The 12,502-nt window shown below is 38.1% G+C and carries 12 protein-coding genes; 4 read left to right on the top strand and 8 right to left on the bottom strand.

Annotated features, from left to right (window positions below; genetic code table 11):
- The first annotated feature begins 294 nt into the window (after nt 1–294).
- The 3 genes from D9O48_RS11035 to D9O48_RS11025 all read left to right on the top strand — a co-directional run bounded on the left by D9O48_RS11035 (nt 295) and on the right by D9O48_RS11025 (nt 2,240).
- Nucleotides 295–1,071 (top strand): EI24 domain-containing protein, encoded by a 777-nt coding sequence (locus D9O48_RS11035; RefSeq protein WP_126973035.1) that lies wholly within the window; start codon nt 295–297, stop codon nt 1,069–1,071.
- 7 nt (nt 1,072–1,078) lie between these two features.
- Nucleotides 1,079–1,786: an SAM-dependent methyltransferase gene (locus tag D9O48_RS11030; protein ID WP_126973034.1), complete on the top strand. Its 708-nt coding sequence runs from the start codon at nt 1,079–1,081 to the stop codon at nt 1,784–1,786.
- Nucleotides 1,787–1,922: 136 nt separating this feature from the next.
- Nucleotides 1,923–2,240, top strand: a complete 318-nt coding sequence (locus tag D9O48_RS11025) for a carboxypeptidase-like regulatory domain-containing protein (protein WP_126973033.1) — start codon at nt 1,923–1,925, stop codon at nt 2,238–2,240.
- Nucleotides 2,241–2,290: 50 nt separating this feature from the next.
- On the opposite strand, the gene D9O48_RS11020 is transcribed toward D9O48_RS11025, so the two are convergent.
- Complete coding sequence (locus D9O48_RS11020; RefSeq protein ID WP_126973032.1) at nt 2,291–2,665, bottom strand: hypothetical protein; 375 nt, start codon at nt 2,663–2,665, stop codon at nt 2,291–2,293.
- A 156-nt stretch (nt 2,666–2,821) separates the two neighbouring features.
- Here D9O48_RS11020 and bshA point away from each other — a divergent pair, with 156 nt between their 5' ends.
- A complete protein-coding gene (gene bshA / locus D9O48_RS11015; RefSeq protein ID WP_126973031.1) occupies nt 2,822–3,946 on the top strand; it encodes an N-acetyl-alpha-D-glucosaminyl L-malate synthase BshA in 1,125 nt (374 codons plus the stop codon).
- A gap of 2 nt (nt 3,947–3,948) precedes the next feature.
- Here bshA and D9O48_RS11010 read toward each other — a convergent pair whose 3' ends face one another.
- The 7 genes from D9O48_RS11010 to porU all read right to left on the bottom strand — a co-directional run bounded on the left by D9O48_RS11010 (nt 3,949) and on the right by porU (nt 12,445).
- Nucleotides 3,949–4,515 (bottom strand): murein hydrolase activator EnvC family protein, encoded by a 567-nt coding sequence (locus tag D9O48_RS11010; RefSeq protein WP_126973030.1) that lies wholly within the window; start codon nt 4,513–4,515, stop codon nt 3,949–3,951.
- A 113-nt stretch (nt 4,516–4,628) separates the two neighbouring features.
- Nucleotides 4,629–5,918 (bottom strand): murein hydrolase activator EnvC family protein, encoded by a 1,290-nt coding sequence (locus D9O48_RS11005; RefSeq protein ID WP_126973029.1) that lies wholly within the window; start codon nt 5,916–5,918, stop codon nt 4,629–4,631.
- An 18-nt stretch (nt 5,919–5,936) separates the two neighbouring features.
- A complete protein-coding gene (locus D9O48_RS11000) occupies nt 5,937–6,755 on the bottom strand; it encodes a DUF4292 domain-containing protein (RefSeq protein WP_126973028.1) in 819 nt (272 codons plus the stop codon).
- A gap of 4 nt (nt 6,756–6,759) precedes the next feature.
- Nucleotides 6,760–7,206, bottom strand: coding sequence for a dUTP diphosphatase (dut, locus tag D9O48_RS10995; protein ID WP_126973027.1), 447 nt, complete (start codon nt 7,204–7,206; stop codon nt 6,760–6,762).
- A gap of 47 nt (nt 7,207–7,253) precedes the next feature.
- The gene (gene ispF / locus D9O48_RS10990; protein WP_126973026.1) at nt 7,254–7,733 is read right to left on the bottom strand and encodes a 2-C-methyl-D-erythritol 2,4-cyclodiphosphate synthase; all 480 of its coding nucleotides are present in this window, start codon (nt 7,731–7,733) and stop codon (nt 7,254–7,256) included.
- 94 nt (nt 7,734–7,827) lie between these two features.
- Nucleotides 7,828–8,982: a type IX secretion system outer membrane channel protein PorV gene (porV, locus tag D9O48_RS10985; RefSeq protein ID WP_126973025.1), complete on the bottom strand. Its 1,155-nt coding sequence runs from the start codon at nt 8,980–8,982 to the stop codon at nt 7,828–7,830.
- Between the two features lie 148 nt (nt 8,983–9,130).
- Nucleotides 9,131–12,445, bottom strand: a complete 3,315-nt coding sequence (gene porU / locus D9O48_RS10980; RefSeq protein WP_126973024.1) for a type IX secretion system sortase PorU — start codon at nt 12,443–12,445, stop codon at nt 9,131–9,133.
- Nucleotides 12,446–12,502 lie beyond the last annotated feature (57 nt).

The raw sequence follows: 12,502 nt of genomic DNA, 5'->3' as shown, positions 1-12,502 counted from the left end.
ATACAAATGCTTATTGATATTATAAGGCTTTTGAGTCTAAAACATGTATACGATTTTTAAGACTACCCTCACTATGCAAAACATGTAATTTCTTAACTGTTAAAAGAGTATCAGCTATCATTCATCAAGCTCCCGGATACAAACACAAAACCAGCACTGCCGAATCGGTCTGTTTCATAATGGTAAATACTCATTACGAAAATTTCCGCACTCTTCTCCGTTTCATTTATGGTCAAGTGTGTTTTTTTTTATAAGTTTGATGCCTGTCCAATGATAACCTAAAATCAAAGAAAGTTGCTGAAAGAAATTGTAATCGCCATCGAATCATACATTAATGCTCACCGGTTTATACGTAAGCACAATTTATGGAAATGGATTATTATTCCAGGAATACTGTATGCTTTACTGTTTTTAATCGGTATGTATTTTTTCTGGACCAGTTCCGGCGATGCCGTATCATACCTATCCAATCGATTAGGAATCGATCGTTGGCTATCGAGAAAAGAAAGCGGACTATTGAGTTTTCTTTTTATGATGTCGCAGATCATGATCCGGTTTATCATGTTGATTTTCTGGTTTTCTCTTTTTAAATTCTTATTCCTTATTATCGGTAGCCCTATTTTTGCCTACCTCAGCGAAAAGACGGCCTCTATTATTGAAGGCAAAGATTTTCCCTTTAGTCTTTCACAACTGTTCAGAGACATGTGGCGGGGTATTAAACTGGCATTAAGAAATACGGTATGGCAAACCTTATTCACCATTTCTACCTTACTGGCTTCACTGATACCGGTTGCCGGATGGATTACCCCAATCATTATGGTATTCATAGAATGTTATTATTACGGATTTTCCATGTTAGATTATAGTTGTGAACGCAATAAACTATCACCGAAAGAATCGATTGAATTCATTGGACGTCATAAAGGGTTAGCCATCGGAAATGGTATAATGTTTTATGGTTTACATTTCATTCCTTTTATAGGATGGGTATTTGCTCCTGCATACGCAGTGATTGCAGCTACTTTAAGTTTATACGAACACAAAGAAGTACGCTATAAGATTAATCAATAATGTTTTTATGAGTGGAAAAGGAACCGTGTATCTGATACCTTGTTATCTGCATGAAACAAATATGGAATGTTTACCCGATTATATTTTATCGGCTATACAGAAATGCCAGGTATTTTATGTAGAAAACGATCGTACCGCCAGAAGATATCTGAAACGCTGGTGGAAAGAAATGGTCATTGATGACTATGAATGGCAAATGATTGGAAAAGCTGAAGAAAACGTATTGAATGCCTTTCAAAAAGATATAATGGCAGGCAAAACAATCGGTATTATTTCAGAAGCCGGTTGTCCGGGCATTGCAGATCCCGGACAATATTTAATTGCACGCGCACAAAAATTAAATATAAATGTTTCGCCACTGGTGGGCCCGAACTCCATATTACTGGCATTAATGGCAAGTGGAATGAATGGCCAGCATTTTACCTTTCACGGCTATCTGCCAATAGATAATGTAGCAAGAGATAAAAAGATCCGGCAGATGGAACAACAATCCCAACAAGATAGTTCAACACATATATTTATAGAAACACCCTATAGAAATCAACAGTTAGTACAATCGGTACTGAAAAACTGTAAGCACACCACCCGCTTTTGCATCGCTGTTGATATTACTGCTTCTACAGAAAGCATAATAACCAAAACAGTTAGTGAGTGGAAACAAAACACTCCCGACGACCTTCATAAGCGTCCTGCAATCTTTTGTTTGCAGGCATAACAATAAAGCATAACCGACAACTTCACTTTTAGACTATTTTAACATGTAGCTTCATTTTCGGCATAGTAATTGGATTTTTTAAGTTGCACTAGCTAGTTCAAAACATTCTTATTGAAAACAACTAAAATGTTATCTTATGAAGCAGATTAAAATGTCGATTGCAGCTATTGTAATCCTAGCAGGTTCATTATTAGCCTTTAAGGCACAGAATTCAGGAAGTATTAAAGGTTCGGTTTCTCCGACAGACGCAGGTGTTAAAGTGTGGGCAATCAGTGCCACAGATACTTTACAATCAGCCATTTCAAATGGATTGTTTGAATTGAGAGATGTGAAAGAAGGTAGTTACAGAGTAATTATTGAAGCAACTCCTCCATATAAAAATGCAGCAAAGGATAATGTATCTGTTACAGCAGGTAATGTTACCGATGTTGGAACCATTACCTTGTCTGAGTAATTCATATATAAATTTACACTTAAAAGATGGCACCGTAATGCCATCTTTTTTTATTGATAAGGATAACTTTTTGCATCTCTGATTTCGTATACACTGTCTACAACATATTTCTGCATTCCTCTCCACGGCAGCGCCCCGAAATACTCTTTATAATGCAGCTCTAACTCACGTCCTGAGTTTTCCATTAATATTTTTGCTACTTTCTCGTCTGTTACACTAAACTCAAACTCATTACTCTGGATGTTGGCTTTAAACCCGGTTTGAATGATTTTACCCTCATAGGTTTTAAAAACATATCCTTTCCTTACGAAACTGTTAAGTACACCGGCTTTAGTACCTTCACCAAAAACCATATAGTATCTTGCATAAAGAAATACAATAAGGCCTACAATTAACACAATAGCGGCTATTTTGATGACTTTCATATATTTCTGTAATTAATACTCAAATTTAAGGGGAAGAAACCAAATTTCTCAGAAAAGTGAACAAACCAATGAAATTGACTGTTCTTCTGTAGTTGTGTAACGGAACTGTGATATTTGATTTTTTCTATTAATTTAGCATTCAACAAGATATAATTTATGCGCATAGGAATTGTTTGTTATCCTACATTTGGCGGAAGTGGTGTTTTAGCAACAGAGCTGGGAAAGGCTTTAGCTCATAAAGGTCATGAAGTTCACTTTATTACCTATCAGCAGCCGGTAAGGCTGAGTGAATTTTATGCCAATATCTTTTATCATGAGGTAAGGGTACCTCACTACCCGCTGTTTGATTATCCTCCTTACGAAACCGCTCTGGCAAGTACAATGGTAGATGTGGTGGTTAATCACAAAATAGATTTATTACATGTTCACTATGCCATTCCACACGCTTCAGCAGCCTACATGGCCAAACTGATTCTGGCAAAACAAGGTATTGACTTGCCAATCATTACCACTTTACACGGTACAGATATTACTTTAGTAGGTAAAGATAAAACCTTCGCTCCCGTAGTTACCTTCTCTATTAACGAAAGTGATGCGATTACTGCCGTTTCTGATAACCTTGCTGCTGAAACTTATCGCAACTTTAAGATTGATAAAAAGATTGAAGTAATCTACAACTTTGTTGACGTAAAACGATTCAGTAAAAAGCCGATTGATGCTTTTAAAAGAGTTATTGCCCCCAATGGAGAAAAAATTCTGGTACACGCCTCAAACTTCAGAAAAGTAAAAAGAGTAGAAGATGTGGTAAAAGTATTTGAAAAAGTAAGACACGAAGTACCCTCTAAATTATTACTGGTAGGCGATGGGCCTGAACGACCGGCTGCAGAAAGGCTGGCTCGTGAACTCAATATATTTGACGATGTACGCTTTTTAGGAAAGCAGGAGCGCATGGAAGAAATTCTGGCTATCTCCGACTTATTCTTGCTGACTTCAGATTATGAAAGTTTTGGATTGGTAGCATTAGAAGCAATGGCAGCAGGTGTTCCTGTAATTTCTACAAATGCCGGAGGATTGCCAGAGGTAAATCGTCACGGCTTTACCGGTTATCTGGCTGATATAGGCGATGTAGATGCCATGAGCAGGTATGCTGTTGATTTACTAACAAATCAGGAAAAGATGCATACGTTTAAAGAGTGTGGGATATTACATGCACAAAGCTTCGATATTGATAGAATTATACCACAATACGAAGCTTTGTATCAAAGATTTATGAAGAACTGATCTTATTGATTCTGAAGAGGAACCGCATTGGTTTTTAACCATGCCAGCGGATCTACATTTTTACTGTTTTCAAGCATCATAAACTCCATGGTACCATTGTGGGTAAGAGAAGTTTCGATTCCTCCAATGGTATCACCCGTATACACCTGCTCACCTTCTTTTACTACTACTTTAGTGAGATGGGCATATACACTGAGAATATCATTGTGCTTAACAATCACTACGTAATTACCATCCATTTTATAAACGGATTTTACAACGCCGTCAAATACAGACTTAGCTTCTCCCCAAACAGGAACAGCAAGTGTAATTCCGGGATTGTTTCCCTTTAATTTTGTACCGGGAATATCATAATAACCGAAGTTACTGACCAATACGGCATTTGTTAAAGGAGCTTCTAAGACCCCTTTACTGGCAGTAATGGCTTCAGGCTGAAAAGCACGCTTTTCAATATGTTCAGTTTTTTTAATATGAAACGTTGCGGATAATAGGGTAGGCTGTTTTTGAGCCGATGCGGTGGACACTGCGCCTAACAACACAACAAACCAGCTTAATAATTTCAATTTCATTGAAACGCTTTTTTTGTATAACGTACGACTCGGGCAAATATTATATCGTCCGTCAGGAGTTTGCTACTAATACCTTTCAACGAAAATTACAAAAAATGCGAAATACCGCCAAATTATCGTTTGTTTAACCAAAGACCCGGATTAACATTTTTTCTTTCTTCGTAGATCAAAAACTCAATTTCGCCATTTCCATCTGCATTGGTACCTGCTGTACCGAGTACTTTACCTCCTGTAACCTTATCCCCTACAGCCACTGAACTGGTTGATAATCCACTATATACAGTAAAATACTTACCATGTTTGATCATAATGGCCCATTGGCCCTCAATCTCGAACACGCTGGAAACGACACCTTCAAAAATGGCCTTTACAGCGCCATTTTTAACAGTTTCAAATGTTAAACCCGGATTATTTCCCTGCAATTTCGTACCCTCTACATTATAAATACCAAATGGAACTTTCACAGTAGCCTGATCTAAAGGCCAACGCATTTTACCTTTATTACCTTCAAAATTACCCGACAGCGCCAATGCTTCCGGCGTACTCTCAAAAACACTGGCAGAAGTATTAGTGGTAGCAGGTTTCGTAGTGGTAGTCGTTGTATTATTAGGTTTGTTATTGTTTGCAGCATTGTTCTTTTTAGCCAGTTCTTCTTTTTTGCGGGCCTCTTCCTGAGCTAACTTAACCTCACGGTTAATAGCTGCATTGATGGCAGACTTCAACCTCTTATCTGCATCCTGCTTTTTCTTCAATTCAGTATTTAGCTCCTTCTCCCGCCCTCTTAAACTGGCAACAATTGCGTCCTTTTCTTTTCGCTCACCCAATAACGAGTTTTTTTCTGTTTCCTGTTTCTTTAGAATTTCATCTTTCTCCAGCTTTACCTTTTCTAAAGAAGCAATTTTATCTTTTAATAAAGATTGCTTTTCCTGTAAAGCTTCTGACTGCAATTCACGGTGTTTTCTATAAGATTTTAAATATTCTATTCTCTTTAAGGCATCATTTACAGATGGAGCAGAAAATATAAAATTTAAAAAGTCATAATTGTTTCTGTTCTTATAAGCATATACCACACTTTTAGCATATTCCTGCTTAAGCTGTGCAACATCTTTTTCCAGCTGTACAATTTCTCCATTAGAACTGGAAATGTCTTTCTGAATATTGTCGATTTGTGCTGAAATATTCCGGATAGATTTTTCTCTCAGGGCAATCTGATTTTTAATCAGATTCAACTGTCCTAAACCTGCCTTTGTATTTTTCTGTGCTTCCGTAATCTGTTTTTTCAACTGGTTGATCTCATCCTGAATAGCAGCTTGCTGACGCTTCAGTTCGTCACTTGATTGTGCAACTGAAACGTTATAACCCAACACTCCCAACATTAACAACAGCAATAGTTTCTGTATCATGACGATATTTCGACTGGTTTATTTAGAATAATCTTTCGGATAGTTAAAAGGAAAACTTACTGCACCATCAAACTCATATTGCCTGAAAGTGATCTGGATATTTGCTTTTGTAGAACCTTCTACTTTTATATTCCTGAATAATGAAAACCATCTTTTACTCTTCTTTTCATATTCATCATTCAATATAGTAGAAACCCTGTCTTTAGCCGGATCCATTTCAGACAGAACTGCACTTAAAAACAATGCCCGTTTCGAATCAAACTGCAGGGTACTTTTAATTTTTTCATTCACCGACAGTACGGTTATTAAGTCATCTTCTTTCTGATAAGCTACTACACCCTCATCGAAGTACAAGGCATTTCCCAATAAAAGATCCTGCAACGAATGAAAATCAAGCGGAAGGTTTACCAGTTCCTGCAGATATGTAACTGAGTGCTCCACTATTTTTTTGTCGAGCTTATTAATCAGTTTTACTGAATCGGGGGTGATTAATACCCGTGCAGCTTCAATACCGAGTAGTGCGTTTATACTCACCCAGATAACGCTGTCTTTCTTTATCCGGATGATTGCATTTACTTCGGTAGTTTTATCTTCTTTGTCGGTAAACAACACTTTTGCTTTAGCACTGAAAGTTCGGAAGGAAGCTTCATTCAGAGCAACCTGTTCTCTAAATTCGGTGATATACTTGAGTGTATCGCCAGATGCTGTTTGACCGGTATAATCAATTTGCTGGTCAGGTTGAGTAACTTTTTTTACTTTACGCGAACTGCTACAACTGGCCATTGTAAGCAACAGCAAAAAGCAAATACCGATATTATAAATGAGCTTTTTTTTCATTCTTTTATTTTTTTCCGGTATGCCCGAAACCTCCGTCCTGACGAACGGTTGCAGAGAGTTCCGTTACGGCCTCCCACTCAATATTTTCCACTTTGTTCAATACCATTTGCGCCACACGATCGCCGTGTTGAATAGTATGGGCATTGTTCGACAGATTGACTAAAATAACTTTAATCTCCCCTCTGTAGTCAGCATCAATTGTACCCGGTGAGTTTAATACGGTAATACCATGATTGATTGCCATTCCGCTGCGGGGGCGAACCTGTATTTCATATCCGGCCGGTATTTCAACAAATAAACCGGTTGGCACTAAAACTCTTTCTAATGGGTGAACAGTGATCGTATCCTCAATATTCGCTCTCACATCTACTCCTGCTGCTAATTCTGTACCATAAGCAGGAAGTTCATTGTTTGATTTATTTACAACTTTAACAACAACTTTATTTATCATATTGCAAATTTACTATTATAGCCTGGGTAATCGCCGCCTGAAAAACGTTAATTTTTTTCTAACAGAACAGTAGCATAAGCCACCAATCCTTCCTCCCTGCCTACGAACCCCATTTTTTCAGTGGTAGTCGCTTTGATAGAAACATCCGTTATTTCGAGCATTAATATCTCCGCAATTACTGCCTGCATTTCGGGTGCATACTTTTTTATTTTTGGGGCTTCCAGGCATAAAGAACTGTCTACATTCACTATCCGGTATCCTTTCTGACGAATCATTTCAAAACTCTCTTTCAATAAGATTTTAGAATCAATATCCTTAAAACGATCGTCGTTCGGAGGAAAATGTACGCCTATATCTCCTAACGCCAGTGCCCCCAGCATTGCATCGCAAATTGCGTGCAATAATACATCAGCATCGCTATGCCCTAATGAACCTTTATGATGTGGAATTTCAATACCACCTATCCACAGTTTTCGACCTTCTACCAATTGATGAAAATCAATCCCAAAACCAATTCTTAATGACATGACATCTCAGATTAAATAAAATAAAAAAGAGGCGGTCCCCACAGAACAGGGGCCGGCCTCTTCAAATATATTAAAACAATAGATATGCTATGCATTATTCTTGCATTCCCAAATCAAATACAACTCCTAATCTCAGGGTATTTGATAATGGGTTTCTGCTAATTCCGCTACCAGAAGGAACAAGGTAGGAGAAATTTAATCCTACGAAATTATATTTTAATCCAACCCCTACAGAGAAGAACTTTCTATTTCCTTTATTTCTGTCTTCATAAAAATAACCTGCACGGGCAAAAAATAAGTCGTCGTATGAATATTCAGCACCTACTGAGGCAGTAAATTCTTTCAACTCTTCACTAAATCCGCCAGGAGCATCTCCGAACGAACTAAACCAGCTACCCAATACACTTTTATTGCGATAATCATTGATAGCAGCCTGATCAACGGCAGGGTCTCCTGTTGCAATCGGAGGAGTTGGTACCAGCAATTTATGAAGATCTAAACCTACCATAATTTTATTCTGATCGTCGAAAGCATGTGTATATGATGTACCTATACTCAGGTTAGCGGGAATATAATCTTTCTGCGAATCATCTGAAGTATAACCGATTTTGGTACCGAGATTGCTTAAAGCAGCACCTAAATTCCATCCCTGACCTGCTTCATTTTGCGCAGTATAAAATACAGAGATATCACCGGCAACTGCGTTACCAGCCTTATACTGACCACCTGCATAGTTTCCTACCAGGTTTGAGTGAATATATCTGAGCGCAATACCCAAACCTAAACGCTCTGACAACTTACGTGAATAACCAACATCGATTCCCATTTCACGTGGTCTTGTATCCTGTAAGATATTACCATTGAAATCAGTGAAGGTAATATTACCTAAACTGAAATAACGTATACTTCCCGAGAGGGCCTGCAATTCATCTAATTTATAATAACCGGTTGCTGCCAGTAAATAAACGTCATTCAAACCCAGGTCTTTTAACCAGGGTGTATATGTAGCTGCAATAGCAGAGGGTGTTTTTGCAAAGGGTGTTTTTGCCAGATTATAGAAAGCACTGTTAGCATCAGGATTGGTAGCTACGCCCAAATCTCCCATTGCACCGGCTCTTGCATCCGGTGAAATTCTAAGAAACGGAACAGATGTCGTAACAATATTAAGCGGTTGTACATTATCTTGAGCATATAAACCTCCTCCTGCGAGCGTCAATGCACAAGAAATCGTTAAGGCAATTTTTTTCATAATAAATTTTGCTGTTTTAAGGTCTACCTCCAAGATAATAATTTTTTCAGTACCAAAACGTACTGCATTATAAGAGGTATGTTGATTGTCAAAGTAGAGTTGATTCGATAGGCCTTATATATAAAAAAACAACAATTTAAAAGATTTGCTAAAGTATAAATAATTTCTCAAACTTCATAGCTTCTTGTTTCTCGCGGGTTTTTACAGTTATCTTATAAATATACACTCCCCTACCCAAAGTATTTCCAAATTGGTCTTTGGCATTCCACGGCATTTCATTAGAACGTGTGCCCTCGGTGATTATTGTTTCCCTGATTGTTTTCACCAACTTACCGGTTACCGTATAAATTTGAACGGTTACCTGTAGTTCTTCACCCGGGCGATTATGCTCAAACCAAAAATTGGTATTGGTAGTGAACGGATTGGGATAGTTTAAAACATTTCTGATCACAAATTCACCGTTCTCCACCACCTGAAAATCCAATTCTTTTTCACTCCATTGATTATATACATCCCATGCCCGTATCTTTAAACGGTGCATACCTGCAGGCAATTGCGGTAGTTGAAACCGTACCACTCCTGCCTTATTTCCTTCTCTTTCCGGCTCAAAAAACTTATTCAGGGTATAAACATACTGAGGATCATTATTAATCGTCAACTGAATATCATGCCCTAAACCGGTACCCAGCAAATTAATTCCTGTACTATCTTTTATTTTAGCAATCAGCATCGGTTGATTATTCGTAATACCCCCACTCACAAATTTTTCATCATTCAGATATAACTTTATGTCCGGGCCAGCATTATCCGCAGCACCATTTCCTTTACCTCCGATCCATTTCGTTTGATCAATACCGGCCAATTGTTCATTTGCGTTATATAAGTAATATAGAATTTTAGAACGGGAATATTCGTACTGCGCATCAGCTGGTATTACAAACGAAGCACTGAATTTACCGTCTTTCAACACTGCCGATCCCTGATAAATAATACCTGATTGTTGTTGAAAAGTTCTGCCGTTGCTGCCAATTGTTTTCTGTAGAACAGGCTTGTTTAAGATCAACAAATTTGCAGTACCGTTATTGAGGCTGCTGCCGGCCTTCAAAGTATATTCGTTCGTTGCTTTCAATGTGTCGACCGACTGATTATTAAAAACAATACTATCAGTAAAATTGCCGGTTTCACTCATCAGCAGCTGCAATGCAGGGTCACCCAGTAAAGTAAACTTTGCGTTGTTATTAATATCGCCTTCTGCATACAATTTATTTTTAGCCCGCATCAGTGAACGCCCTACGGTACGCTCAGTTAATGGTACCGACTGGTCGAACAAGGCTTCAATAAATGCTTCATTCATTCTTCGGTTACTATTGGCATACACAATTCTGGTGGTACTCAAAACAGCTATTGCACCCGTTTGAGGTTGTAATAACAATTGCTCACCGATAGATGAGTACTGTACCTGATCATAAGGAGCAAAGTTACAGGTAGCCGTAATCATTAAAGGTAAACGATACCTGTTTTTTAACTGTTGTATGATAGCTGCATCCAACAGATTTTCATCCGCAAGTTTCGAGTATCCTCCGTGCCCGCTGTAATTCCACAACAACACACCTTTGTTCAATAAATTTATATTTTCATTTACGGCAGCAGGATAAGTTTTAATACCATTCTGCTGAACACTGTTGTATGCATCAAAATAAATTTTATGCAACCAGTAAGGTATATTCTGGGGCAATTTATTTACGATTGCTTCAGCATCATCAAAGTGCAGAAATTGATCTCCGTCATCAGCCACAAATACCATTTTTTGCTTCCAGGCTCCCCGGCTATTTTCACTGTAATATTCTAAAAATTTATTTATGTAAGCATTTAAAGCAGCTGCATTTTTTACAGGCAAACGCCCTATTGAAAGTTGCAGGCCTAAATTATTCCCCTGATCAAAATCTGCCCCCGGCCGCAAGCTTACAAAGTAATCGTCTGCAGTATAAGTAGCCAGGGGATCTACACTGTTTTTTGTTTGAAAAGCGGGAATACTGTTTTTACCATACTTCATTTTATCAACAGGATCAAAGCTGCCGCTACCAACCAGTAAAATATACTTCAATCTTTCCGGAGATAACTGATACTGATAACCGATAAAATTTCTTACAGCACTTACATGATTACCGAATTGACAATATATATCATCGATATCCACAATAGCAGTAACGGTATTTCGTTCATTATGAAAAGCTGCGATACGCTCCGTTTCTTCTCTGAGTTCTTTGGTAGTTATAATAATATAATTGCTATTCAACGGCTCAAAAAGGTTTTTATACTTTACTTTCTCTACAATGTCGGGGGTGGATACAAGGCTGGCATCAAAAACATAAAACAGCTCAGTACGTGTAGTTGCAACATAAGCAGAAGCATCGGCAACGATATATTCTACAGGTTCCTGTAAACTTGTAACGTTCCAGAGCTTCCATTGATTTTTCCATTGGGGAAAATTCAGTTTTATCGTTTGTTGTTGGTTTTGCTTATTAATATAAAACAACTGATTACTTTGTAAAGAAGAATTCTTTACGGGCGTTTCCCACTCTATATAATCTATCCATGCCTGTGCATTAATACCGGTTGACAGAATCGATAATTGCAATTGATTGGTACTTTCTGCTCCTGTAAAAGAAAACACTTCTTCATTAATCTGTGCAAACAATTCATATGGTGAACCGGAAACAGCAGCCGCTGCAAATTGATGAGTTTGCTGCTGATAACGGAATGTAAAAATATTTTCTGCGCCAAATGATCTCGACGCTGTGCGGCATCGTAAATATATAGGAGCATCCGGCTGTAAGCTTCCCTGTAACAAGAAAAGCTTTTCAGACGGTTGCTGATTGAGAGATGGATAAAAGTCGCCCCACCAGTCCCGCCCTGAACTCAACAGGTTAAAACTGTCTTTTTCATGTTTATGAGCGGTGTATACGAACGGAAGTTCTGTAGCCGGAGCGGGAGAATGATTTAAAGAATTGATATTCAGCGATCGATTAGTTTTTTGAAAATAATAATACTGAAGAGTATCATAATTATTCTTAAAAAACAAAGGACCGGATGCACTTATCTGATATCCTTCGTAAGCATTTGCATACCAGCGTATCTGATCATTAAAATCAATCATACCATCGCCTCCGTCAAGCACCTGAAGTGCTATTTCCTGCAACGGCGGAATGGTGAATGAAGTAGTAGTGAACTTTGGAAAATCGCTGCCAGTACCAAAAGCCTGAATTTGCTGGCTGGGCACCGGAAGGTTCCATCCCATGGCTTCAAGCTGGCGACCGGTAAGCTGAAAAACACCGTTTTTAGAAACCCCAACACGAAAAACGGTCTGAGAATCCAGAACAGGTTGTACAATAGTCTGAGAATCAGCATTATTCAAAATACCAATCAAAAAAAGGAAAAGGAAAAGAAGCTTTTTGACAGTCATAACCTATTCAAAAAATAGCGCAATTTTAACGCAATATATACATTGATGACAGAGCAT

It is taken from the genome of Gynurincola endophyticus (assembly GCF_003991195.1).
Lineage (GTDB): Bacteria > Bacteroidota > Bacteroidia > Chitinophagales > Chitinophagaceae > Gynurincola > Gynurincola endophyticus.
Note: the sequence above shows the minus strand (reverse complement) of the source record. Positions and strands in the feature narration are given on the sequence as shown.

Bases quoted from the DNA above. Each gene is read 5' to 3' on its own strand.
- D9O48_RS11030 (WP_126973034.1), top strand. From the start codon at position 1,079: ATGAGTGGAAAAGGAACCGTGTATCTGATACCTTGTTATCTGCATGAA.
- D9O48_RS11025 (WP_126973033.1), top strand. From the start codon at position 1,923: ATGAAGCAGATTAAAATGTCGATTGCAGCTATTGTAATCCTAGCAGGT.
- D9O48_RS11020 (WP_126973032.1), bottom strand. From the start codon at position 2,665: ATGAAAGTCATCAAAATAGCCGCTATTGTGTTAATTGTAGGCCTTATT.
- bshA (WP_126973031.1), top strand. From the start codon at position 2,822: ATGCGCATAGGAATTGTTTGTTATCCTACATTTGGCGGAAGTGGTGTT.
- D9O48_RS11010 (WP_126973030.1), bottom strand. From the start codon at position 4,515: ATGAAATTGAAATTATTAAGCTGGTTTGTTGTGTTGTTAGGCGCAGTG.
- D9O48_RS11005 (WP_126973029.1), bottom strand. From the start codon at position 5,918: ATGATACAGAAACTATTGCTGTTGTTAATGTTGGGAGTGTTGGGTTAT.
- D9O48_RS11000 (WP_126973028.1), bottom strand. From the start codon at position 6,755: ATGAAAAAAAAGCTCATTTATAATATCGGTATTTGCTTTTTGCTGTTG.
- dut (WP_126973027.1), bottom strand. From the start codon at position 7,206: ATGATAAATAAAGTTGTTGTTAAAGTTGTAAATAAATCAAACAATGAA.
- ispF (WP_126973026.1), bottom strand. From the start codon at position 7,733: ATGTCATTAAGAATTGGTTTTGGGATTGATTTTCATCAATTGGTAGAA.
- porV (WP_126973025.1), bottom strand. From the start codon at position 8,982: ATGAAAAAAATTGCCTTAACGATTTCTTGTGCATTGACGCTCGCAGGA.
- porU (WP_126973024.1), bottom strand. From the start codon at position 12,445: ATGACTGTCAAAAAGCTTCTTTTCCTTTTCCTTTTTTTGATTGGTATT.